The organism is Enterobacter sp. 01-M-02-SI-ECC (assembly GCF_047530595.1).
GTDB lineage: Bacteria > Pseudomonadota > Gammaproteobacteria > Enterobacterales > Enterobacteriaceae > Enterobacter > Enterobacter cloacae_M.
On record NZ_JBLKCZ010000001.1, the window covers coordinates 427,931 to 450,746 of the forward strand.

The following is a 22,816-nucleotide window of genomic DNA, read 5'->3' on the forward strand; positions in this document are numbered from 1 at the left end:
TTTAGGCTCGTAATTAATAAGTAAAACGAGTAAAGTTCACCGCCTCATTTGGGGCGGCGAGTGTGTATTTAGACACATCCGGACATGCTTTTTGTAAATAACTGAAAGTTTTTCGACCGCCTTAAGCTGAAACGTGATAGCCGTCAAACAAACTCAGAGGGAATTATTTTACTCTGTGTAATAAATAAAGGGCGCTTAGATGTCCTGTCCACGGCACGGTACTCCCCCCGGGCCAATGCGTGAAAGCGTAAAAAAAGCACAAATACTCAGGAGCACTCTCAATTATGTTTAAGAATGCATTTGCTAACCTGCAAAAGGTCGGTAAATCGCTGATGCTGCCAGTATCCGTACTGCCTATCGCAGGTATCCTGCTGGGTGTCGGTTCTGCTAACTTCAGCTGGCTGCCAGCCGTAGTGTCCCACGTGATGGCCGAAGCAGGCGGTTCTGTCTTTGCTAACATGCCACTGATCTTCGCGATCGGTGTGGCTCTGGGCTTCACCAATAACGACGGCGTTTCTGCGCTGGCTGCAGTGGTTGCCTACGGCATCATGGTGAAAACCATGGCTGTGGTTGCGCCGCTGGTTCTGCATTTACCGGCAGAAGAGATCGCCGCGAAACACCTGGCGGACACCGGTGTTCTGGGCGGTATCATCTCCGGTGCGATTGCAGCGTATATGTTTAACCGCTTCTATCGCATCAAGCTGCCTGAGTATCTGGGCTTCTTCGCGGGCAAGCGTTTCGTTCCGATCATCTCTGGTCTGGCAGCGATTTTCACTGGCGTGATCCTGTCCTTCATCTGGCCACCAATCGGCTCTGCTATCCAGACCTTCTCTCAGTGGGCTGCTTACCAGAACCCGGTTGTGGCGTTTGGTATCTACGGCTTCATCGAGCGTTGCCTGGTGCCATTCGGTCTGCACCACATCTGGAACGTTCCATTCCAGATGCAGATTGGTGAATTCACCAACGCAGCAGGCCAGGTATTCCACGGCGATATCCCACGTTATATGGCGGGCGACCCAACTGCAGGTAAACTGTCTGGTGGCTTCCTGTTCAAAATGTACGGTCTGCCAGCCGCGGCGATTGCTATCTGGCACTCTGCTAAGCCAGAGAACCGTGCAAAAGTGGGCGGTATCATGATCTCCGCAGCGCTGACCTCGTTCCTGACCGGTATCACCGAGCCGATCGAGTTCTCCTTCATGTTCGTTGCGCCGATCCTGTACGTTATCCACGCGATTCTGGCGGGCCTGGCGTTCCCAATCTGTATCCTGCTGGGTATGCGTGACGGTACGTCCTTCTCTCACGGTCTGATCGACTTCATCGTTCTGTCCGGCAACAGCAGCAAACTGTGGCTGTTCCCAATCGTGGGTGCGTGCTATGCCGTTGTTTACTACACTATCTTCCGCGTGCTGATTAAAGCACTAGACCTGAAAACTCCGGGTCGTGAAGATGCGACAGAAGACAGCAAAGCTGGCGCTACCAGCGAAATGGCTCCGGCACTGGTCGCAGCGTTCGGCGGTAAAGAGAACATCACTAACCTGGACGCGTGCATCACTCGTCTGCGTGTGAGCGTTGCCGACGTCGCGAAAGTAGACCAGCCGGGTCTGAAAAAACTGGGCGCAGCGGGCGTAGTTGTTGCAGGTTCTGGTGTACAGGCAATCTTCGGTACCAAATCCGATAACCTGAAAACCGAAATGGATGAGTACATCCGCAGCAACTAAGTTGTGACCTGGGGAGACTAAGGCAGCCGAATGGCTGCCTTTTTTATTTGTGTCTTAAAAAACGCCACTGAGACGCGAGAGCGGTCACTCTTCAGTCAGCTGATGAACATTCAGGAAAGAAATCGAGGGAGGAGGTTGAAAGGACAGGAGAAACTCGCTCATACTCTTGGATTGTGTCACACACCGATTCCGGGAGTGTGTTTACAGCGGACGCATTGCGCCAGATTAAACAAAAAAGGAAAAGGTCATGGCTGAAGAAACGATTTTCAGTAAAATTATCCGCCGCGAAATTCCGTCAGATATCGTCTATCAGGATGAACTGGTGACGGCTTTCCGGGACATTTCCCCTCAGGCTCCGACGCACATCCTTATCATTCCCAATATTCTGATTCCGACTGTAAACGACGTAAAAACCGAGCATGAAGTGGCGTTAGGTCGTATGCTGACGGTGGCTGCCAAAATCGCTGAACAGGAAGGGATTGCAGAAGACGGTTACCGTCTGATCATGAACTGCAACCGCCATGGTGGCCAGGAAGTTTATCATATTCACATGCATCTGCTGGGTGGACGTCCTCTGGGGCCGATGCTGGCACATAAAGGTCTTTGACATGCTGAAAGGGCGTATTGCAGCGCTGGTAATGGCGATGATGATTGTGGGGTGCAGCTCGCGTCCGGCGATCCCCGTGAATGATGAACAGACGCTGGTCATGGAATCTTCCGTGCTTGCCGCGGGCATCACGGCGCAACAGCCCGCGTTGACTATCAGTGAAATCAACTCATCTGCCTCCTCTACGCTCTTTAATGAAAGACATGAACCAGTGACGGTCCACTACCGTTTTTTCTGGTATGACGTAAGAGGTCTTGAAATGCATCCGCTGGAGGCGCCGCGCAGCGTCACCATTCCGGCCAGGTCGTCGGTAACGCTCTATGGCAGCGCCAACTATCTGGGTGCGCATAAGGTGAGACTTTATCTTTATCTCTGAGGGGTGAACCTTGATTAAAAATTTGAGCCGCTATGCGCTCGTGACAGCTTTCGCTCTGTTTCTCGCAGGGTGTGTGACCCGAACTGAACAGCCTGCGCCTGTGGAAGAGGCTAAACCGGGTACTGAACAGCCGACGCCGCCAACGCAGCAGCAGCCAACCGTGCCGTCTGTACCGTCTATTCCGGCGCAGCCAGGCCCGATTGAGCATCCGGACCAGACGTCACAGCCCACGCCGCGCGTGCGCCATTACGACTGGAACGGGGCAATGCAGCCGATGGTAGGCAAAATGCTGCAGGCGCAGGGCGTGACGGCGGGCAGCGTGTTGCTGGTCGACAGCGTCAACAACCGTACCAACGGTTCGCTGAACGCGGGTGAAGCCACGGAAACCCTGCGCAATGCTCTGGCTAACAACGGCAAGTTTACGCTGGTCTCGGCTCAGCAGCTCGCCGTCGCCAAACAGCAGCTGGGCCTGTCGCCGCAGGATAGCCTCGGCACCCGCAGCAAGGCGATCGGCATTGCCCGTAACGTTGGTGCACAGTATGTGCTGTACTCTAACGCCACCGGTAACGTGAACACCCCAGCCCTGCAGATGCAGCTGATGCTGGTTCAGACAGGCGAAATTATCTGGTCAGGTAAAGGTGCGGTTACGCAACAATGACAGCACGCGTGAAGAGATTCTGACGCGCTATTTTCCTCAGTACCGCCTTATCGCGCCGCAGGCCCATTCCGGGCTTGGCGGCGCGAGTTGCATTATAGAGCAGGGCGAACGACGTCTGGTCTTGCGGCAAAATCACGACCCCTCTGCTCCTGCCTCTCATTTTCGTCGTCAGTTTCGTGCCCTGAGACGTCTTCCGGCGGATCTCGTACCTGCCCCTCGTTTTTTCAGACAGGGCTGGATGGCCGTGGACTATCTGGAAGGTGAAGTTAAAAGCGCGCTGCCGGACACGCCGGAGCTTGCGGCGATGCTGTATCATCTGCACCGGCAGCCACGCCTGGGGTGGCGAACGACGTTATTCCCTCTACTGGAACATTACTGGCAGCAAGCCCTGCCAGACAGACGTACTCCAGTGTGGCTGGCACATCTCAAGCGGCTGCGTAAAACGGGCGAGCCGCAGCCTATTCGGCTCGCGCCGTTGCATATGGATGTTCATGCCGGGAATATTGTTCATACGCCAGCGGGCATCAGGCTTATCGACTGGGAGTATGCGGGAGATGGCGATGTGGCGCTGGAGCTGGCGGCAGTCTGGACAGAGAGTGAAGCCGCGCGGCAGATGCTCATCAGGGGCTACGCCCGGATGGCACATATTGACCCCGACGCGCTGAGGCGTCAGGTCAAACGCTGGCGGCCCTGGGTCGTCATGTTAATGGCTGGCTGGTTTGAAATGCGCTATCGGCAGTCCAGAGAGAAACAATTTATTGCGCTGGCAGACGATGCCTGGCGTCAGTTACAAACTAAAGGATAAGAGAGGTGGATGTGGGTCCAGTCATGTTGGATGTAGAAGGGTTTGAGCTGGATGCGGAGGAGCGTGAAATTCTGGCGCATCCGCTGGTGGGTGGACTGATCCTGTTTACCCGCAACTATCACGATCCGGCGCAGCTGCGTGAGCTGGTGCGTCAGATCCGCGCCGCATCGCGCAATCATCTGGTGGTGGCCGTCGATCAGGAAGGCGGACGCGTGCAGCGTTTTCGCGACGGTTTTACCCGTCTCCCGGCAGCCCAGTCATTTGCCGCGCTGCTCGGCACAGAAGAGGGTGGAAAACTGGCGCAGGAGGCCGGCTGGCTGATGGCCAGCGAAATGATTGCCATGGATATCGACATCAGCTTTGCCCCGGTGCTGGATGTAGGGCATATCAGCGCTGCCATTGGCGAGCGCTCATACCATGAAGACCCGCGTATTGCGCTGGCAATGGCGACCCGGTTCATCGACGGCATGCACGATGCCGGGATGAAAACCACCGGGAAACACTTCCCGGGTCACGGGGCGGTGACGGCGGATTCTCACAAAGAGACCCCGCGCGATCCTCGCCCGGAAGCGGAGATTCGCGCCAAAGATATGTCGGTTTTCCAGTCGCTTATCACCGATAACAAGCTGGATGCCATTATGCCCGCGCACGTGATTTACAGCGACGTCGACCCGCGTCCTGCCAGCGGTTCTCCGCACTGGCTGAAAACCGTTCTGCGCCAGGAACTGGGCTTCAACGGCGTGATTTTCTCTGACGATTTGTCGATGGAAGGGGCCGCGATCATGGGCAGCTACGCTGAACGCGGTCAGGCATCTCTGGATGCAGGTTGCGATATGATCCTGGTCTGCAATAATCGTAAAGGTGCCGTTAGCGTGCTGGATAACCTGTCGCCGATCAATGCAGAGCGTGTTACACAATTGTATCATAAAGGTTCATTTAGCCGTCAGGAGCTGATGGATTCGGCGCGCTGGAAGACGGTCAACGCCCGGCTTGAAGACCTGAATGAGCGCTGGCAGGCACATAAAGCCAGCCTGTAAACCCTCCCGGAAGGCGTAGCGTGGTGAGAAGACGATGATCATCTATTTACACGGTTTTGACTCAAACAGTCCTGGTAATCATGAGAAGGTGCTGCAGCTGCAGTTTATCGATCCGGATGTACGCTTGATCAGCTACAGCACGCGCCATCCGAAGCATGATATGCAGCATCTGCTCAAAGAGGTGGACAAGATGTTGCAGCTCAACGTCGACGATCGCCCGTTAATCTGCGGCGTGGGGCTGGGCGGCTACTGGGCAGAGCGGATTGGCTTCCTGTGCGACATTCGCCAGGTGGTGTTCAATCCTAATCTGTTCCCGAACGAGAACATGGAAGGCAAAATTGACCGCCCGGAAGAGTATGTCGATATTGCGACCAAGTGCGTCAGCAACTTCCGTGAGAAAAACCGCGACCGCTGCCTGGTGATCCTTTCGCGTAATGATGAAGCGCTCAACAGCCATCGTGCAGCAGAGCTCCTGCATCATTACTATGAGATCGTCTGGGACGAAGAACAGACCCACAAGTTCAAAAACATTTCTCCGCATCTGCAGCGTATCAAAGCGTTTAAAACGCTGGGTTAATCAATTACCCGCATGCATCAAAGCCCGGCCGCGAAAGCGTACCGGGCTTTCTTTTTGACCAGAATTGTCTACTTTTAAGCCATCAAAACTTGATGCATATCAATTTTGGTATGACCAATGCGCCTGACGTGGTATTCTCAATGCACCTGAATGGTTTCAGTGCTGTAACCTATTGTTAATTAAGGGTTATTTTTATAACTTTTAATTAACAATTGGTTAATAATTTGAGGGGGTCACGTTGACTACGCCATTGAAAAAGATAGTGATTGTAGGCGGTGGTGCTGGCGGGCTGGAGCTGGCTACACAGCTGGGCAAGAAGCTGGGTCGCGGTAAAAAAGCCAAAATTACGCTGGTGGATCGTAACCACAGCCACCTGTGGAAACCGCTGCTGCACGAAGTGGCGACCGGTTCTCTGGATGAGGGCGTGGACGCGCTCAGCTATCTGGCGCACGCGCGCAACCATCATTTCCAGTTCCAGCTGGGCTCGGTGGTGGACATCAACCGTGAAAGCAAAACCATCACCCTGGCAGAGCTGCGCGATGATAAAGGGGATCTGCTGGTTCCCGAGCGTAAACTGGCGTACGACACGCTGGTCATGGCGCTGGGCAGTACCTCCAACGACTTCAACACGCCGGGGGTGAAAGAGCACTGTATCTTCCTCGATAACCCGCACCAGGCGCGTCGTTTCCATCAGGAAATGCTGAACCTGTTCCTGAAGTACACCAGCAATATGGGTGCGAACGGTAAGGTGAATATCGCTATTGTCGGCGGCGGCGCGACGGGCGTTGAGCTGTCAGCGGAGCTGCACAATGCGGTGAAACAGCTGCACAGCTACGGTTATAAAGGGTTAACTAACGAAGCGCTGAACGTCACGCTGGTTGAAGCCGGTGAACGCATCCTGCCTGCGCTACCTCCGCGTATTTCCGGTGCGGCGCACAATGAGCTCACCAAATTGGGCGTGCGGGTGCTGACGCAGACCATGGTGACCAGCGCCGACGAAGGCGGCCTGCATACCAAAGACGGCGAGTATATCAAAGCGGATCTGATGGTCTGGGCGGCAGGTATCAAAGCGCCTGACTTTATGAAAGAGATCGGCGGTCTGGAAACCAACCGCATTAACCAGCTGGTAACCGAGCCAACGCTGCAAACCACGCGTGACCCTGAAATCTTTGCCATCGGTGACTGTGCCTCCTGTGCGCGTCCTGAAGGTGGATTCGTGCCGCCGCGCGCGCAGGCCGCTCACCAGATGGCAAGCCTGGTGCTGCACAACATTCTGGCGCAGTACAAAGGCAAGCCAATGAAAGCCTATGTCTACAAAGACCACGGTTCACTGGTGTCGCTGTCAAACTTCTCTACCGTCGGCAGCCTGATGGGCAACCTGATGCGCGGCTCAATGATGGTAGAAGGGCGCATTGCCCGCTTCGTGTATATCTCCCTGTACCGCATGCACCAGATTGCGCTGCACGGCTACTTCAAAACCGGGCTGATGATGCTGGTGGGCAGAATCAACCGCGTGATCCGTCCGCGTCTGAAACTGCACTAATCTTTCACTCCCTCCGGGCCCTCCGGAGGGAGTTTTTAGCATTTCATGCTGTAGATCACAGTTTGACTGCTTAAGAGTTCTCCTAAATACAATATATCTCCTCTTAACGCTCCTTTTTTGATCCTTTATCTTATTGGCGAAGCCGTGCCTCCATTGCAAAATTGTTACCAATAGCAACAAAGGAGGAAGTCCCGTGAATAAATCAATGTTGGCGGGTATAGGGATTGGCGTCGCGGCTGCGTTAGGTGTGGCTGCCGTTGCCAGTCTCAACGTATTAGATCGCGGCCCGCAGTATGCACAGGTGGTTTCTGCTACACCGATTAAAGAAACCGTAAAAACCCCTCGTCAGGAGTGCCGCAACGTTTCCGTGACGCACCGTCGTCCGGTGCAGGATGAAAACCGCATTGCCGGTTCTGTTCTGGGTGCGGTAGCGGGTGGCGTAATTGGTCACCAGTTCGGCGGCGGCCGGGGTAAAGACGTAGCGACCGTGGTCGGCGCGCTGGGTGGCGGCTATGCCGGTAACCAGGTGCAGGGCGCGATGCAGGATAATGATACCTACACCACGACTCAGCAACGCTGCAAAACCGTCTATGATAAGTCGGAAAAAATGCTGGGCTATGACGTGACGTACAAAATTGGCGATCAGCAGGGCAAAATCCGCATGGATAGAGACCCGGGCACGCAAATTCCACTGGATGGAAACGGCCAGCTGGTTCTGAATAACAAAGTGTAAAAAAGATGTTCTCTGAATTTAGCTCCTCATGCGCTCAGGCTGAGGAGCTTTTTTTTGCTTTAGATTTTGAGTAGCTCAGGCCACAGCCGCAGCGTGGTTTCGCTAATATTCTGCAGTTTTTCCAGCGTGGCCCCTTCACGGGCGCTGATCGACATCCCCTGCAAAATACAGCTCAGGTATTGTGCCAGCAGCTGAGGGTTGCATTGCGCGGGGAGTTCACCGCGCTGCTGGCGCTGAGCCAGAAAGGCGCTGAGGGTCTCCTCCTGCATCGCATGCCGCGATTTCACCGTATTGGCAATCTCTTTGGAGGACGCCGCAAGGGTGGCAGAAGTGTTAATCATAAAGCAGCCCGCAGGCGTCTCTTTACTGGTAAAGCAGGTCGCGACGGCGGTGAAATAGTCGCGAAGCGCCTGTTCAACGCTTTTCTCTTCGCAGAACAGCTGGGCTTCATGTTTCGCCGCAAAACGCGAAATGTATCTGTCCAGCACCGCCCTGAACAGTCCCTCTTTATTGGTAAATTCGGCATACAGCGTCGGCGCTTTGGCTCCGGTGGCTTCTACCAGATCGGAAAGCGAGGTTGCTTCATACCCATGTTGCCAGAAGAGAGTCATGGCCTTATCAAGCGCTGCATCCCTGTCAAACACTTTTGGTCGGCCACGGCTTTTCTTCGCACAACTCGTGACATCGGTTGTCATTTGCCGTTGGTCCTCTGTTGGTTTGGTGAATGACCATTATAAAAATAAACGCAACCCACCACCAGTGCAGAATGCTTAAAAATAAATTAATCATATATGTATGAAAAATAACAATTTTAAAATTAAGTTAATGGTCGTTATAAAATTATGTTGAGGCGTGACCTGGATCACGTTTATGATTTACCTATCGATCGTTAACTAAATGATTAACGACCTCCAAATTCATCTGCTAAAGGTAAACATCATGAAAAACGTAAAAACCCTCATCGCTGCTGCTGTTCTGAGTTCACTCTCTTTCGCAAGCTTTGCTGCTGTACAAGTGCAATCCACCCCTGCTGACCAGCATAAAGTCGGGACAATCTCCGCGTCTGCCGGTACTAACCTGGGTTCACTGGAAGATCAGCTGGCACAAAAAGCGCAAGAGATGGGTGCTAAATCTTACCGCATCACCTCTGTGACCGGTCCTAACACCCTGCACGGCACTGCGGTCATCTACAAATAAGCCGGGCATAAACCCTCATTTATGCCACTGCAATAAAAAACGCCCTGCTCAGCAGGGCGTTTTTTTATTTCTGATTTACATCGACTGCTGGTCGACGTCGTGATGCCGGGTGACATCGGTCGGCATGCCTGACCGGGCTTCCATCGCGCGCTCCATCACCACGCTGTTGGTATTCGCATTCGTTTTAAAGCTTACCATCGCGGCATTCAGGTTAATGGGCAGCGTCTGCGGATCGTCGCCAATGTTTTTCGATAACGGCTGATGAATCTCAACCAGCCGCACGCCGCCGGGCTCCTCTGAAACCTTAATCGGCGTATTGATAATATTCACTTTGGTTCCAGGCGTAACGACGTTAAACAGCGTTTTGATATCGTCATCGCGCAGACGAATACAGCCGGAGCTGACGCGCATGCCGATGCCAAAGTCTGCATTCGTTCCGTGCAGCAGGTAGACGCCGCCGTATGCCGCGAGGCGTATCGCGTGATGCCCCATCGGGTTATCCGGACCAGCCGGCACCACGGCAGGAAGATCGATCCCCTGGGCCTTATAGCGGGCACGAATGTTGGCCGTCGGGGTCCAGGTTGGATTCGCGCGTTTATCCGAGACGGTGGTGACCATCGTCGGCGTCAGGGTGTCGCCGCCCAGCTGACCAATACCGATAGGGTAGACGGTGACTTCATTTTTACCCGGCGGATAATAGTACAGACGCAGTTCGGCCAGGTTTATCACCATCCCCTCGCGCGGGGCGTCCGGCAGGATAGTCTGTAACGGGATGGTCAGTACGCTGCCCGCGCGCGGGACGTACGGATCGACGCCGGGGTTCGCCTGCAGCAGGGCCAGAAAACCGACGTTATATTTTTTGGCAATCGCTTCCAGCGAACCACCATTGTTTTCAACCACATGAAAGCGGTTTTCGCCCACGACATTGCTGCCGGGAGGGGGAAGGGGCCAGGTGTTTGCCCGAGCGGGAAGCGCAACCGCGACGGTGGCTGCCAGCGCAAACAGGGTCATCCAGCGAGTAAAACGCGAAGAGGTCATCATTACCATAGTCCATACAAATGATAAGGTTATTGTTTTATAAAGCGTTAATGATAATTATGGCGAATGGGTGTGTCGGGAAGATCGGGTGAAGTGCAAAGAGTTTGTAAATTGTCCCCCCGTAGCGCCGGGCTAACAGGGGAAGGGATCCCCATAAAATAATGCCTGCACAGACGGCTCCCTCTCCCTTGAGGGAGAGGGCTGGGGTGTGGGGGAACATACGACTCTGGTGGTCATTCCGTTCACTTTATGTTCCTTAGTACTCTGTAACGACATGACCTGTGAACGTGCCAGGGTGGCTCAGTCGCCACCACCCTGGCGACCCGGGCTCCCGGCGGTAAATCGCCGCTTCGCGGTACCCTCGGCTTATTCCTTCCGGCTTTTCGGGGACGGGCGGAGGTAACATCCCTGTAAAGCCCGCCCTCTCGGCGCATCCCTGCGCCTCGCCCCGGCCTGCAGGAAACGCCTCAGCGATTTACAGCCGGACCAGGGTGTCGCTGTAAGCTATTCATTTTCCGGAAGCAACTTTTATCCCTTCTGGTTAATAAACTACATGAAATTCCTCAGTTAAGAGGGGAATGGAGGTCAGGCGATCGCGTTCTCTTCCAGCTGGCGCATAAAGTTACGCACCCAGTCCATACGGGTTTTGCGCTCCGTCAGTTCCTGGGTAAATTTCAGACGGGTTGGACCATCCAGACGGAAATGCTGCGGCTGTTTTTGCAGCAGGCCGATCAGCCACATCGGGTTGACGTGATTCTTCTCGGCGAATTCAATCACGCCGCCTTTTTCATTGCCTTCGAGCTTGCGGATCCCCAGCTTTTGCGCCTGCTGGCGCAGCCTCGCGATATCCAGCAAATTTCTCGCCGGATCGGGCAGCAGGCCAAAGCGGTCAATCAGCTCCACCTTAATCTCTTCCAGCTCGTTCTCCTTCTTCGCGCTGGCGATGCGCTTGTAGAACGACAGTCGGGTATTCACGTCCGGAATAAAATCGTCCGGCAGCAGGGAAGGCATACGCAGCTCGACCTCGGTCTGCTGGCTGGTGAGATCTTCCAGCGACGGCTCGCGTCCGGCCTTCAGGGCATCAACCGCGTTTTCCAGCAGCTCCATATAGAGCGAGAAGCCGATGGTTTCCATGGAGCCGCTCTGGTCTTCACCCAGCAGCTCGCCGGCACCGCGGATCTCGAGGTCGTGCGTGGCCAGCGCAAAGCCTGCGCCGAGGTCTTCCAGCGAGGCGATGGCTTCCAGACGCTTTTGCGCGTCGGTGGTCATCGCTTTCGGATGCGGCGTCAGCAGCCAGGCGTAGGCCTGATGGTGCGAACGCCCGACGCGGCCGCGCAGCTGGTGAAGCTGCGCCAGGCCAAAGTGATCCGCACGCTCAATGATGATGGTGTTTGCCGTCGGAATGTCGATCCCGGTTTCAATGATGGTGGTACACACCAGCACGTTAAAGCGCTGGTGGTGGAAGTCGTTCATTACTCGTTCCAGCTCGCGCTCGCGCATCTGCCCGTGACCGATAGCGATGCGCGCTTCCGGCACCAGCTCCGCCAGCCTGTCCGCCGCTTTCTGGATGTTTTCCACGTCATTATAGAGATAGTAGACCTGACCCCCGCGCAGCACCTCACGCAGAATAGCCTCCCGTACCACCAGATTATCGTACTCGCGAACGAAGGTTTTCACCGCCAGACGGCGCGCCGGCGGCGTGGCGATAATCGACAGATCGCGCATGCCGCTCATCGCCATGTTGAGTGTTCGCGGGATTGGCGTTGCGGTCAGGGTCAGGATATCGACGTCGGCGCGCATCGCTTTGATGCGCTCTTTATGACGCACCCCGAAGCGGTGCTCTTCGTCGACGATCAGTAGCCCCAGATCTTTCCACTTCACATCGCTTTGCAGCAGCTTGTGGGTGCCGATCAGAATATCGATTTTGCCTTCGCTTGCCTGTTCGAGGATCTGCGTCTGTTCTTTGGTACTGCGAAAACGCGAGAGCATCTCGATACGTACCGGCCAGTTGGCGAAACGGTCGCGGAAGTTGTCGAAGTGCTGCTGAGCGAGCAGGGTGGTCGGCACCAGCACCGCCACCTGCTTGTTGTTTTCCACCGCAAGGAAGGCGGCGCGCATCGCCACTTCGGTTTTACCGAAGCCGACGTCGCCGCAGACTAAGCGGTCCATAGCCAGCGGCTGGCACATGTCGCTCAGCACGGCGTTGATGGCCTGGGCCTGATCCGGCGTGGTTTCAAACGGGAAGCTGTCGCAGAACAGCTGGTACTGTTCTTTATCATGCTTAAAGGCGAAGCCCTGTTTAGCCGCGCGCTGGGCGTAGATATCCAGCAGCTCGGCCGCCACGTCGCGCACTTTTTCCGCCGCCTTCTGGCGCGCGCGCGCCCAGGCGTCGCCGCCCAGCTTGTGCAGCGGCGCATTCTCTTCGGCGCCGCCCGCGTAGCGGCTGATCAGATGCAGGGAGGAGACCGGGACATACAGTTTGGCGTCGTTAGCATAGGTGAGCATCAGGTATTCCCCTTTTATGCCGCCCGCTTCCAGCGTGGTCATCCCCTGATAGCGCCCAACGCCGTGCTCCAGGTGAACAATCGGCTGGCCCGGGTGCAGCTCGGCAAGGTTACGGATCAGCGTGTCCGGGTTGATGGTCCGACGGCTGTCCTGACGGCGGCGCGCGACGCGCTCACCCAGCAGGTCGCTTTCGCAAATCAGCGCCAGGTTGTTGAGCGTGTCGATGAACCCGTGCTCGGCGGCGCCAATCATCAGATAACGACCGTTTCCGGTCGCTTCGCTCAGGCGCAGGATGCGCTTCGGCGCCACCTTAATGCGTCCCAGCAGTTCACCTAACGCTTCACGGCGGCCTTCACTCTCAACGGAGAACACCACCGGGCCGGTGAAGGACTCCAGGAACTTGCGCAGATTATCCAGCGGGGATTTCTGCTGCGCCTGAACGGCCAGGTCCGGCAGCGTCCGGAAGGCGAGGTTGGTATTGGCGGCCTTATCGGCAAGCGAATCGGTTTTCAGCTGCATGCGCGGCCAGCGCTTCAGCTCGGCGTTGAGCTCGTCAGTGCGCAGCCACAGCGCTTCCGGCGGCAGCAGTGGACGCATTGGGTCAACGCCACGGTTTTCAAAACGGGCGCGGGTTTCGCTCTCAAAGCGGCTGGCGCTGGCGTCGATATCCCCGGTGTTGACAATCAGCGTATTCGCCGGGAAGTAGCTGAACAGGGCAGGCAGCGGCTCGTTGAAGAACAGCGGCTGCCAGTATTCGATCCCGGCAGGAAGCGTGCCTTTACTGACCTGCTGATAAATATGTTCCGCGTCGCGCTTCACCTCGAACTTATCGCGCCACTGGCTGCGGAACAGTTCAATAGCGGTTTTGTCCGTGGGGAACTCATGCGCGGGCAGTAAATTGATGGACTCCACTTCTTCCAGCGTGCGCTGCGTGTCGGCGTCGAATACGCGCAGGCTGTCGATTTCATCATCAAAGAAATCCAGACGATACGGCTGGTCGCTGCCCATCGGGTAAAGGTCGAGCAGCGCGCCGCGGGTGGCGTATTCCCCGTGCTCCATCACCTGGTCGACGTGGCGATAGCCGGCACCGTCAAGCTGCGCGCGCAGGGCGTCACGGGACAGGCGCTGGCCTTTTTTCATCACCAGCGCGTGACCGTGCAGATAGCTGTGCGGACAGACGCGCTGCATCAGGGTGTTCACCGGCACAATCAGCACGCCGCGCTGCATGGTCGGCAGCTGATAGAGCGTCGACAGGCGCGAGGAGATGATCTCCTGATGCGGAGAGAAGCTGTCATACGGCAGCGTCTCCCAGTCGGCCAGGCTGAACACCAGGCTATCGGTGAACTGGCGAATTTCATCGTGCAGGCGCAGGGCGTTTTGCATATCCGGGGCAACCAGAATCACCGGGCCTGGATGACGCTCGGCGATTTCCGCCACCAGCGTGGCGCACGCCGCGCCCGTGAGTTCACCCAGCTGGCGCTGGTCGCCCGCTTTGACAGGCAAGGAATAACGATAGTGTTCAGGCATGGCTATGTCAGAGTCTCTTATGGATATACCAACAGTATTGGGGCATATCACTGATACGCAATGTCTTTATTATCCTCGATCGTTTTACATAAGCAAATCGTAACCGCACGGCAGGGCTAAACGCCCCCAAAACGGGGGCGGAGAGGGCATTAACGCGTTGAAGGTGACAGGGTCAGCGTAGACGGAGGAGAGAAGAAAACGTCCCCAAAAAGCGCGGTGGAGATCTTACGCACCCCGAGCCCGGCAAGGGTACAGATAAACAGGCTGGCAAACGGATAGACCAGCACCAGGGTGAGCTCTGCCCAGACCGGCCACGAGGCAGCATTCATTTCGCCAATCAGGAACAGGCTAAAGGCCTCAATCAGGATGCGGTGGGTGGTATAAATCGCAATGGTATTTGAGCCAATCACGTTCAGCAGATTGTTCGGGTGAACGGCATAGCGCTGCTCAAGGCTGTAGAACAGCTTCATGATCAGCACAATCGACAGCAATGAGAGCAGCAGCGGAACGTTAGCAAACCACAGCACCACGGAGACGGCGGCGAAAGCCCCGGTTGCCAGCCAGATGCGGCGCAGGTTGACGCTTTTCATCCACGCCATCAGCTCTGCGCCATACCACGCCCCGAGGCTGTAGTAGATCATGTTGCGTACCACGCTGTTCATTCCCCACCACGGCAGCGGCAGGAAGTTAATCGCGATGCTTGCCAGCGCCAGCAGTCCCAGTACCGACAGCTTCCAGCGGCTCAGCAGTTTACACAGCGTGAAGTAGACCACCAGAGCATACAGATACCACAAACTGGTGCTGGCGGTGATCATCCCCAGCACAAAGCCTGAGAACGAGTCGGCGTAGGCCGCGTTCGACGAGGTGGCAAGCTCACGCTCGGGCGCCAGCCAGGCGTTCAGGTGGGTCAACGCCTGCCATTGCAGGACGCCCCACAGCGCCAGGACCCAGACAATGCTCCAGATCCGTTTATCGAGACTGGTTCGCCAGTCCACTTCGTCAATATAACGACGGATCAGGTAGCCGGAGATAAAGAAGAAGACCGGCATACGAAACGGTGCGAGATAGAGGTTAAAATAGACCCAGCATTTGGCGAGAAGGCCGGAGAGCGGGTGTTGTAGCCCGATCAGATGCGGATAAAACGTGATAACCGAATGATAGATAACCACCAGGCAGATACACAGCCCTTTTATCTGGTTAATCCATAATGCTTTTTGCTTCATTGTTCGCCACTACCTTATTGCCATAAACGAACGAGCAATTGTTGTAAAACGACACCAGGATGTAATGGGTAACAGTCTGTATCAGGAGGTTTTTCGGAAAAGGTGGAGGTTGCGAGGTGAGTATTCATACAATAGCACCCTGATTTATCTGAATTTTTCGGAAAAATGATTACCAAAGCTTACTGTTTCAGTCATTTACGCTTAACGGATTCGCTTATATACTCGTGGGTCTGCTATCAGCAAACAGACGGATTTCATGTATCAACCTGTCGCACTCTTCATAGGCTTACGCTACATGCGTGGGCGCGCCGCGGACCGCTTCGGTCGCTTTGTCTCCTGGCTTTCGACTATTGGCATTACGCTTGGCGTGATGGCACTGGTGACGGTGCTTTCCGTCATGAATGGCTTCGAACGCGAGCTGCAAAACAATATCCTGGGGCTGATGCCGCAGGCCGTTCTTTCATCATCCAACGGTTCGGTTAACCCGCAACAGCTGCCGGAAAGCGCGGCGAAGTTACAGGGCGTCACGCGCGTAGCGCCGTTGACCACCGGCGACGTGGTGCTGCAAAGCGCCCGCAGCGTGGCGGTCGGCGTGATGCTGGGTATTGACCCGGCGCAAAACGATCCGCTGACGCCGTATCTGGTTAACGTGAAGCAGTCCGATCTGGAAGCCGGAAAATACAACGTGATTCTGGGTGAACAGCTTGCCGGCCAGCTTGGCGTCAACCGTGGCGATCAGCTGCGCGTGATGGTCCCTTCTGCCAGCCAGTTTACGCCGATGGGGCGCCTGCCAAGCCAGCGCCTGTTCAACGTGATTGGTACCTTTGCCGCCAACAGCGAAGTCGATGGCTACCAGATGCTGGTGAACATTCAGGACGCTTCACGCCTGATGCGCTACCCGGCAGGGAATATTACCGGCTGGCGCCTGTGGCTCGATGCGCCGCTGAAGGTCGATACCCTCAGCCAGCAAAAACTGCCGGACGGCACTAAATGGCAGGACTGGCGCGAGCGTAAAGGCGAACTGTTCCAGGCCGTGCGGATGGAAAAAAACATGATGGGGCTGCTGCTGAGCCTGATCGTGGCCGTGGCCGCATTTAACATCATTACCTCGCTGGGCCTGATGGTGATGGAGAAGCAGGGCGAAGTCGCCATTCTGCAAACCCAGGGGCTCACGCCGCGCCAGATCATGGCGGTGTTTATGGTGCAGGGGGCCAGCGCAGGCATCATCGGCGCGCTGCTCGGCGCCGTGCTGGGGGCCTTGCTTGCCAGCCAGCTTAATAACTTAATGCCGATCATCGGCGCCCTGCTCGACGGCGCGGCGCTGCCGGTGGCTATCGAGCCGCTGCAGGTGGTCGGTATTGCGCTGGCCGCGATGGCCATTGCGCTGCTTTCTACGCTTTATCCTTCCTGGCGCGCTGCCGCCACTCAACCCGCTGAGGCTTTACGTTATGAATAAGATCCTGTTGCAATGCGACAACCTGTCCAAACGCTATCAGGAAGGCACTGTGCAAACCGACGTGCTGCACAATGTGAGTTTTAGCGTGGGCGAAGGCGAGATGATGGCGATTGTTGGCAGCTCCGGCTCGGGCAAAAGTACGCTGCTGCATCTGCTGGGCGGGCTGGATACGCCAACCGAGGGCGACGTGATTTTCTCCGGCCAGCCGATGAGCAAAATGTCCTCCGCGGCGAAGGCCGAGCTGCGCAACCGCGAGCTGGGCTTTATCTACCAGTTCCACCACCTGCTGCCGGATTTCACGGCGCTGGAAAACGTGGCGATGCCGCTGCTGATTGGTAAAAAGAAACCGGCAGAAATTAACGCCCGCGCCAGCGACATGCTGAAAGCGGTAGGCCTGGGCCATCGCGGTAACCATCGTCCCTCTGAGCTTTCCGGCGGCGAGCGCCAGCGCGTGGCGATTGCCCGCGCGCTGGTCAACAACCCGCGCCTGGTGCTGGCGGATGAGCCTACCGGTAACCTGGATGCCCGCAATGCGGACAGTATTTTCCAGCTTCTGGGCGAGCTGAACGCCTCGCAGGGCACCGCGTTTCTGGTCGTAACCCACGATCTGCAGCTGGCAAAACGCCTGGGGCGTCAGCTTGAGATGCGCGACGGCCATCTGAACGCGGAACTGACCCTGATGGGAGCAGAGTAATGGCGTCACCGTTATCCTTACTCATCGGTTTACGTTTTAGCCGCGGCCGCCGTCGCGGCGGCATGGTGTCGCTGATCTCCGTCATCTCGACCATCGGTATTGCGCTCGGTGTGGCGGTGCTGATTGTCGGCCTGAGCGCCATGAACGGCTTTGAGCGCGAGCTGAATAACCGCATTCTGGCGGTGGTGCCGCACGGGGAGATCGAGCCGGTTAACCAGCCGTGGACGAACTGGAGCGATGCGCTCGCCAAAGTCGAAAAAGTGCCGGGCATTGCCGCGGCCGCGCCCTATATTAACTTTACCGGGCTGGTGGAGAGCGGGGTCAACCTGCGCGCCATACAGGTGAAAGGGGTCAACCCCGTCCAGGAAGCGCGCCTCAGCGCGCTGCCAAACTATGTGCAGAACGGCGCGTGGGCCAACTTTAAGGCTGGCGAGCAGCAGATCATCATGGGTAAAGGCGTGGCCGATGCCCTGAAGGTGAAGCAGGGCGACTGGGTGTCAATAATGATCCCGAACGCCAGCGCCGACCACAAGCTGCAGCAGCCTAAGCGCGTGCGCCTGCACGTCACCGGTATTCTTCAGCTGAGCGGTCAGCTTGACCATAGTTTTGCGATGGTGCCGATGGAGGATGCGCGCCAGTATCTCGACATGGCTGACAGCGTGACGGGCATTGCCATCAAGGTGAACGACGTCTTTAACGCCAACAAGCTGGTTCGCGACGCGGGCAGCGTGACCAATAACTATGTCTACATCAAGAGCTGGATCGGCACTTACGGATATATGTACCGTGATATCCAGATGATCCGCGCCATCATGTATCTGGCGATGGTGCTGGTGATTGGTGTGGCGTGCTTTAATATCGTCTCCACGCTGGTGATGGCGGTCAAGGACAAGAGCGGTGACATCGCCGTGCTGCGTACGCTGGGGGCGAAAGACGGTCTTATTCGCGCCATCTTCGTCTGGTACGGTTTGCTGGCGGGGCTGTTCGGCAGCCTGTGCGGCGTGGTGATTGGCGTGGTGGTTTCCCTGCAGCTGACCCCGATTATCAACGGGATCGAAAAGCTTATCGGCCACCAGTTCCTGTCGGGTGATATCTACTTTATTGACTTCCTGCCGTCTGAACTGCACTGGCTGGACGTTTTTTATGTGCTGGTTACAGCACTTTTACTGAGTCTGCTGGCAAGCTGGTATCCGGCGCGTCGTGCAAGCCGAATTGATCCGGCGAGGGTATTAAGTGGCCAGTAATTACGTCATGATCTAGCGGCTTTCGGGCCGCCAGGTTAAAGGAGGAATGCGTTATGTATTACGGATTTGATATTGGCGGCACCAAGATTGCGCTCGGCGCGTTTGATAAAGACCTCAAACTGCAGTGGGAAACCCGCGTTCCCACGCCGCGCGAAAGCTACGACGAATTTTTAACCGCGATTGCCGCGCTGGTGGCGCAGGCCGATGAACGCTTTGGCGTCAAAGGCAGCGTCGGCATCGGCATTCCCGGTATGCCCGAAACCGACGACGGCACGCTGTATGCCGCCAACGTGCCTGCCGCCAGCGGTAAACCGCTCCGCGACGATCTCTCTGCTCTCCTTGAACGCGACGTGCGTTTAGACAATGATGCTAACTGCTTTGCGCTCTCCGAAGCCTGGGACGATGAATTCCGTGAGTATCCGCTGGTGATGGGGCTGATCCTCGGTACCGGCGTCGGCGGGGGGATTGTGATCAACGGTAAGCCCATCACCGGGCGCAGCTACATCACCGGCGAGTTTGGCCATATTCGTCTGCCGGTGGACGCGCTGGAAGTGGTGGGGCGCGATTTCCCGCTGACCCGCTGCGGCTGCGGCCAGCACGGCTGCATCGAGAACTACCTTTCCGGCCGCGGGTTTGCATGGCTTTACGAACACTTCTATCATCAGAAACTTGAGGCCCCTCAAATCATTACCCTGTGGGAGCAAGGGGATGCGCAGGCGCGTGAGCACGTCGAGCGCTATCTGGATCTGCTGGCGGTGTGTCTGGGAAATATTCTCACCATCGTCGACCCGGATCTGCTGGTGATCGGGGGAGGGCTGTCAAACTTTACCGCGATTACGGAACGGTTGTCCGGGCGTTTGCCCCGACACTTATTGCCGGTTGCCCGCGTGCCGCGTATCGAACGCGCGCGACACGGGGATGCAGGAGGCATGCGCGGAGCCGCATTCCTTCATCTCACCGATTAGTTTACGAGGTTTCTATGCTGTCGCGTCGCCAGGGTCGACTCAGCCGTTTTCGCAAAAACAAACGCCGCTTGCGTGAGCGCTTGCGCCAGCGGATCTTTTTCAGAGACAGAATGATGCCAGAAGCGATGGATAAACCCAGAGTGGTGGTGCTGACCGGGGCGGGGATCTCCGCCGAGTCAGGAATTCGAACCTTCCGCGCGGCGGACGGGCTGTGGGAAGAGCACCGCGTGGAGGATGTGGCCACGCCGGAAGGCTTTGCCCGCGATCCGGATCTCGTCCAGGCGTTTTACAACGCCCGCCGCCGTCAGCTTCAGCAGCCTGAAGTCGCGCCGAATGCGGCGCATATGGCGCTGGCGAAGCTGGAAGAGGCGCTCGGCGATCGTTTTCTGCTGGTAACGCAGAATATCGACAACCTGCACGAGCGGGCCGGTAATAAGAACATCATCCACATGCACGGCGAGCTGCTCAAGGTTCGCTGCGCCTGGAGCGGTCAGGTGCTGGACTGGCAAGAGGACGTGCTGCCTGAGGATAAGTGCCACTGCTGCCAGTTCCCGTCGCGCCTGCGTCCGCACGTGGTCTGGTTCGGCGAAATGCCGCTGGGAATGGATGATATCTACAGCGCGCTTGCGATGGCCGACGTATTTATCGCCATCGGCACATCCGGTCATGTTTACCCGGCGGCGGGGTTTGTCCACGAAGCGCGACTGCACGGCGCGCATACGGTAGAACTCAATCTTGAGCCAAGCCAGGTGGGCAGCGAGTTTGAAGAGAAACACTACGGTCTGGCAAGCACGGTCGTCCCGGCGTTTGTCGACAAGCTGCTGAAAGGGCTGTAACGGCAATCGCGTGAAAAGGCACCCGTCCAGCGGGTGCCTTTTTATTTATGAATGGAAGAACGCCAGCGTCTTCTCGAGCGATTTAGCCTGCTCATCCAGCGAGAGCGCCGCCGCAGAGATCTGCTGAACCAGAGAGGCGTTCTGCTGGGTCGTGCTGTCCATCTGGTTAACGGCGGTGCTGACCTGGCTTATCCCGCGATTTTGCTCGTCCAGCGCCTGAACGATATCGTTGATGACCAGATGCACATGCGACACCGCTTCAATCACCTGTTTCATCATCACCCCGGTTTCATTGACCAGCTCAACGCCTTTGCTCACGCGCCCTGAGGACTCGGCAATCAGCTGAGAGATCTCTTTTGCCGCGTTAGCGCTTCGCTGGGCAAGATTGCGCACTTCCCCTGCGACGACCGCGAAGCCGCGCCCCTGTTCGCCAGCCCGTGCCGCTTCAACGGCAGCATTCAGCGCCAGGATATTGGTCTGGAAGGCGATGCCATCGACAATGCTGTTAATCTCGCCGATCTTACGCGCGCTCTCATCAATCTCCCCAATCACCACGACCACGTCGTTTACCAGCGTTTCGCCATGCCCGGCGAGGCTTGCGGCGCGATCGGTCAGCGTGGTCGCCTTGTGGGCGTTGTCGGCGTTATTCTTCACCGTGACCGAAATCTCTTCCATGCTGGCTGCCGTTTCAACAATCGCAGCCGCCTGTTCCTCGGTTCGCGAGGCGAGGTCAAGGTTGCCCGCCGAAATTTCGCTGGTGCCGCCGTGCACGGAGTGGCTGGCTTCGCTGATATTGTCGACGATGCGCTTGAGCTGCATCTGCATGGTGTGCAGGGCATAAAAAATGCTGTGGGTATCTCCGGAACGAACCGGGATGGTGTTGTTCAGATCTCCCCGGGCAACGGCCAGGGCGATCCCGGCGGCCTCCGAAGGTTCGCCCCCAACCGGACGGTCAACTTTACGGGTGAAGATCTGTGCCATGACCAGGCTAACCGCCACGATGCTTAACACCATCATGATGATGGCTTTCAGTAAAAATGAGCGCGCTTCGGCCATCACTTCGCTGACCGGCGTGATAATGGCGAGTTTCCACGGCGTCTGGCTGTTACCGACGGCGATGTCCTGCCAGGTGATGAACACGTCCTCCTTCAGCAGCGGATCGTTTACCCGGGTGACGTCATGACCGGCAATCTGACCGGCGTAAGGCTTGCCCGCCGCGCGTTTGTCCGGGCTGGACACCACGTTATTAGCTGCGGAGAGGAGCAGGGCGTAGCCTGTGCCGTTCCACGGTTTAATCGCGCCGATCGTCGATTGCAGCGTGGCGAGGGAGAAGTCAGAGGTGACCGAACCCAGAAACTGACCGTCGCGCATGATGGGGGCGGCAATCGAGGTGAGCATCACGTCCACGCCGTTGTAGGGATAGATATAGGGCTCGATGATCACATCTTTATGGCGTTGTTTCGGCAGCAGATAATAATCGCCGCTGCCGGGCGTTTCGATGTCCGTCAGCAGGTGTAATGCCGGTTTGCCGGTGGCGTCCCGGTCGACGTAGCGGGCGTAGCGCCCGGCAGGATCTTCACCGCTCTGACCGGCCCAGACGGCATCTTTATCGTCGAACGCGTTAGACTCAAAGGCCATCGACATGGAGAGAAACTGTGGGTGAGCCGAAAGGTAGTGGATGAGCAGCTGGTTCAGGCTCTGGCGTTCGGTCACGCTCGCCTCGCGCAGCGCCAGGGCGCTGTTGCCCATGTCCCGGGCGGCAGTCAGGGCAGAATCCAGCTGTTTGCTGACCTGCAACGCTTGCACCTCGGCAATCTGGCGGATATGTTTTTTGGCCAGAACCTCCTGCTGCGCCATCCACTGCCACATCATAAACCCGATCGTTGCCGTAAAGCCCACCGTTACGGTGAGGAAAATGGACAACAGCATCAACGTCTTGACGCTTATTTTTTTTCTTCGGACCATGGCGTCTTTCATTCTCATCTCCCGTAATATCGTGCATGTCGGGCAGGCACATATTCCTTATCGGATATTTTCTCCTCTTTCTGTAGAGCGTCAGGAATATTTAATTTAAATT

Annotated in this window: 20 protein-coding genes; 15 read left to right on the forward strand and 5 right to left on the reverse strand. The window is 56.6% G+C overall.

Translation table 11 applies throughout. From position 1 onward, the window contains the following. Positions 1–284: 284 nt before the first annotated feature. From ptsG to ACMWLG_RS02150, 9 genes are all read left to right on the forward strand, one after another. Positions 285–1,718, forward strand: a complete 1,434-nt coding sequence (gene ptsG, locus ACMWLG_RS02110) for a PTS glucose transporter subunit IIBC (protein WP_023311158.1) — start codon at positions 285–287, stop codon at positions 1,716–1,718. 247 nt (positions 1,719–1,965) lie between these two features. After that, the gene (hinT, locus tag ACMWLG_RS02115; protein ID WP_006809243.1) at positions 1,966–2,325 is read left to right on the forward strand and encodes a purine nucleoside phosphoramidase; all 360 of its coding nucleotides are present in this window, start codon (positions 1,966–1,968) and stop codon (positions 2,323–2,325) included. Position 2,326: 1 nt separating this feature from the next. Beyond that, positions 2,327–2,701, forward strand: a complete 375-nt coding sequence (locus ACMWLG_RS02120) for a YcfL family protein (protein WP_023311159.1) — start codon at positions 2,327–2,329, stop codon at positions 2,699–2,701. A gap of 10 nt (positions 2,702–2,711) precedes the next feature. Further along, complete coding sequence (lpoB, locus tag ACMWLG_RS02125; RefSeq protein ID WP_023311160.1) at positions 2,712–3,359, forward strand: penicillin-binding protein activator LpoB; 648 nt, start codon at positions 2,712–2,714, stop codon at positions 3,357–3,359. Then, the gene (thiK, locus tag ACMWLG_RS02130) at positions 3,340–4,164 is read left to right on the forward strand and encodes a thiamine kinase (protein WP_045401893.1); all 825 of its coding nucleotides are present in this window, start codon (positions 3,340–3,342) and stop codon (positions 4,162–4,164) included. The genes lpoB and thiK overlap by 20 nt, the downstream gene beginning before the upstream one ends. Positions 4,165–4,175: 11 nt before the next feature. Continuing rightward, on the forward strand, positions 4,176–5,201 hold the full coding sequence (gene nagZ / locus ACMWLG_RS02135) for a beta-N-acetylhexosaminidase (RefSeq protein ID WP_023311162.1): 1,026 nt from the start codon (positions 4,176–4,178) through the stop codon (positions 5,199–5,201). A 34-nt stretch (positions 5,202–5,235) separates the two neighbouring features. Beyond that, a complete protein-coding gene (ycfP, locus tag ACMWLG_RS02140; protein WP_008500781.1) occupies positions 5,236–5,778 on the forward strand; it encodes an alpha/beta hydrolase YcfP in 543 nt (180 codons plus the stop codon). Positions 5,779–6,016: 238 nt separating this feature from the next. Beyond that, positions 6,017–7,321 carry an NAD(P)/FAD-dependent oxidoreductase gene (locus ACMWLG_RS02145; protein ID WP_023311163.1) on the forward strand — a complete coding sequence of 435 codons (1,305 nt, stop codon included), beginning with the start codon at positions 6,017–6,019 and terminating at the stop codon, positions 7,319–7,321. Between the two features lie 193 nt (positions 7,322–7,514). Then, on the forward strand, positions 7,515–8,054 hold the full coding sequence (locus tag ACMWLG_RS02150; RefSeq protein WP_045401896.1) for a glycine zipper 2TM domain-containing protein: 540 nt from the start codon (positions 7,515–7,517) through the stop codon (positions 8,052–8,054). 59 nt (positions 8,055–8,113) lie between these two features. Here the strand turns inward: ACMWLG_RS02150 and ACMWLG_RS02155 are convergent, their stop codons facing one another. Continuing rightward, complete coding sequence (locus tag ACMWLG_RS02155; protein ID WP_023311164.1) at positions 8,114–8,749, reverse strand: TetR/AcrR family transcriptional regulator; 636 nt, start codon at positions 8,747–8,749, stop codon at positions 8,114–8,116. Between the two features lie 244 nt (positions 8,750–8,993). On the opposite strand from ACMWLG_RS02155, the gene bhsA reads away from it, so the two are divergent. Next, a complete protein-coding gene (gene bhsA, locus ACMWLG_RS02160; RefSeq protein ID WP_023616599.1) occupies positions 8,994–9,251 on the forward strand; it encodes a multiple stress resistance protein BhsA in 258 nt (85 codons plus the stop codon). A gap of 75 nt (positions 9,252–9,326) precedes the next feature. Here the strand turns inward: bhsA and ldtC are convergent, their stop codons facing one another. From ldtC to ACMWLG_RS02175, 3 genes are all read right to left on the reverse strand, one after another. After that, the gene (gene ldtC / locus ACMWLG_RS02165) at positions 9,327–10,292 is read right to left on the reverse strand and encodes a L,D-transpeptidase LdtC (protein WP_045401899.1); all 966 of its coding nucleotides are present in this window, start codon (positions 10,290–10,292) and stop codon (positions 9,327–9,329) included. 582 nt (positions 10,293–10,874) lie between these two features. Then, on the reverse strand, positions 10,875–14,321 hold the full coding sequence (gene mfd / locus ACMWLG_RS02170; protein ID WP_023311167.1) for a transcription-repair coupling factor: 3,447 nt from the start codon (positions 14,319–14,321) through the stop codon (positions 10,875–10,877). 149 nt (positions 14,322–14,470) lie between these two features. Further along, positions 14,471–15,544 carry an acyltransferase family protein gene (locus ACMWLG_RS02175; protein WP_045401905.1) on the reverse strand — a complete coding sequence of 358 codons (1,074 nt, stop codon included), beginning with the start codon at positions 15,542–15,544 and terminating at the stop codon, positions 14,471–14,473. 256 nt (positions 15,545–15,800) lie between these two features. On the opposite strand from ACMWLG_RS02175, the gene lolC reads away from it, so the two are divergent. Genes lolC through cobB form a run of 5 tightly spaced genes read left to right on the forward strand, consistent with a single transcriptional unit; the run spans position 15,801 to position 20,739 of the window. After that, positions 15,801–17,000 (forward strand): lipoprotein-releasing ABC transporter permease subunit LolC, encoded by a 1,200-nt coding sequence (lolC, locus tag ACMWLG_RS02180; protein WP_032657987.1) that lies wholly within the window; start codon positions 15,801–15,803, stop codon positions 16,998–17,000. Next, positions 16,993–17,694, forward strand: a complete 702-nt coding sequence (gene lolD / locus ACMWLG_RS02185) for a lipoprotein-releasing ABC transporter ATP-binding protein LolD (RefSeq protein WP_045401908.1) — start codon at positions 16,993–16,995, stop codon at positions 17,692–17,694. Before lolC ends, lolD begins: the two co-directional genes overlap by 8 nt. Further along, positions 17,694–18,938, forward strand: coding sequence for a lipoprotein-releasing ABC transporter permease subunit LolE (gene lolE, locus ACMWLG_RS02190; protein ID WP_045401911.1), 1,245 nt, complete (start codon positions 17,694–17,696; stop codon positions 18,936–18,938). Before lolD ends, lolE begins: the two co-directional genes overlap by 1 nt. A gap of 53 nt (positions 18,939–18,991) precedes the next feature. Then, positions 18,992–19,903 carry an N-acetylglucosamine kinase gene (gene nagK, locus ACMWLG_RS02195; protein WP_045401914.1) on the forward strand — a complete coding sequence of 304 codons (912 nt, stop codon included), beginning with the start codon at positions 18,992–18,994 and terminating at the stop codon, positions 19,901–19,903. A 14-nt stretch (positions 19,904–19,917) separates the two neighbouring features. Beyond that, positions 19,918–20,739 carry a Sir2 family NAD+-dependent deacetylase gene (cobB, locus tag ACMWLG_RS02200; protein WP_045401918.1) on the forward strand — a complete coding sequence of 274 codons (822 nt, stop codon included), beginning with the start codon at positions 19,918–19,920 and terminating at the stop codon, positions 20,737–20,739. 45 nt (positions 20,740–20,784) lie between these two features. Here the strand turns inward: cobB and ACMWLG_RS02205 are convergent, their stop codons facing one another. Beyond that, entirely contained in the window at positions 20,785–22,716 is a 1,932-nt protein-coding gene (locus tag ACMWLG_RS02205; RefSeq protein ID WP_045401921.1) for a methyl-accepting chemotaxis protein, read from the reverse strand. Between the last annotated feature and the right edge of the window lie 100 nt (positions 22,717–22,816).

Bases quoted from the DNA above. Each gene is read 5' to 3' on its own strand.
- mfd (WP_023311167.1), bottom strand. From the start codon at position 14,321: ATGCCTGAACACTATCGTTATTCCTTGCCTGTCAAAGCGGGCGACCAG.
- lolC (WP_032657987.1), top strand. From the start codon at position 15,801: ATGTATCAACCTGTCGCACTCTTCATAGGCTTACGCTACATGCGTGGG.
- lolE (WP_045401911.1), top strand. From the start codon at position 17,694: ATGGCGTCACCGTTATCCTTACTCATCGGTTTACGTTTTAGCCGCGGC.
- ACMWLG_RS02120 (WP_023311159.1), top strand. From the start codon at position 2,327: ATGCTGAAAGGGCGTATTGCAGCGCTGGTAATGGCGATGATGATTGTG.
- hinT (WP_006809243.1), top strand. From the start codon at position 1,966: ATGGCTGAAGAAACGATTTTCAGTAAAATTATCCGCCGCGAAATTCCG.
- lolD (WP_045401908.1), top strand. From the start codon at position 16,993: ATGAATAAGATCCTGTTGCAATGCGACAACCTGTCCAAACGCTATCAG.
- ldtC (WP_045401899.1), bottom strand. From the start codon at position 10,292: ATGATGACCTCTTCGCGTTTTACTCGCTGGATGACCCTGTTTGCGCTG.
- ptsG (WP_023311158.1), top strand. From the start codon at position 285: ATGTTTAAGAATGCATTTGCTAACCTGCAAAAGGTCGGTAAATCGCTG.
- ACMWLG_RS02205 (WP_045401921.1), bottom strand. From the start codon at position 22,716: ATGAAAGACGCCATGGTCCGAAGAAAAAAAATAAGCGTCAAGACGTTG.
- ACMWLG_RS02155 (WP_023311164.1), bottom strand. From the start codon at position 8,749: ATGACAACCGATGTCACGAGTTGTGCGAAGAAAAGCCGTGGCCGACCA.
- ycfP (WP_008500781.1), top strand. From the start codon at position 5,236: ATGATCATCTATTTACACGGTTTTGACTCAAACAGTCCTGGTAATCAT.
- ACMWLG_RS02175 (WP_045401905.1), bottom strand. From the start codon at position 15,544: ATGAAGCAAAAAGCATTATGGATTAACCAGATAAAAGGGCTGTGTATC.
- nagK (WP_045401914.1), top strand. From the start codon at position 18,992: ATGTATTACGGATTTGATATTGGCGGCACCAAGATTGCGCTCGGCGCG.
- bhsA (WP_023616599.1), top strand. From the start codon at position 8,994: ATGAAAAACGTAAAAACCCTCATCGCTGCTGCTGTTCTGAGTTCACTC.
- cobB (WP_045401918.1), top strand. From the start codon at position 19,918: ATGCTGTCGCGTCGCCAGGGTCGACTCAGCCGTTTTCGCAAAAACAAA.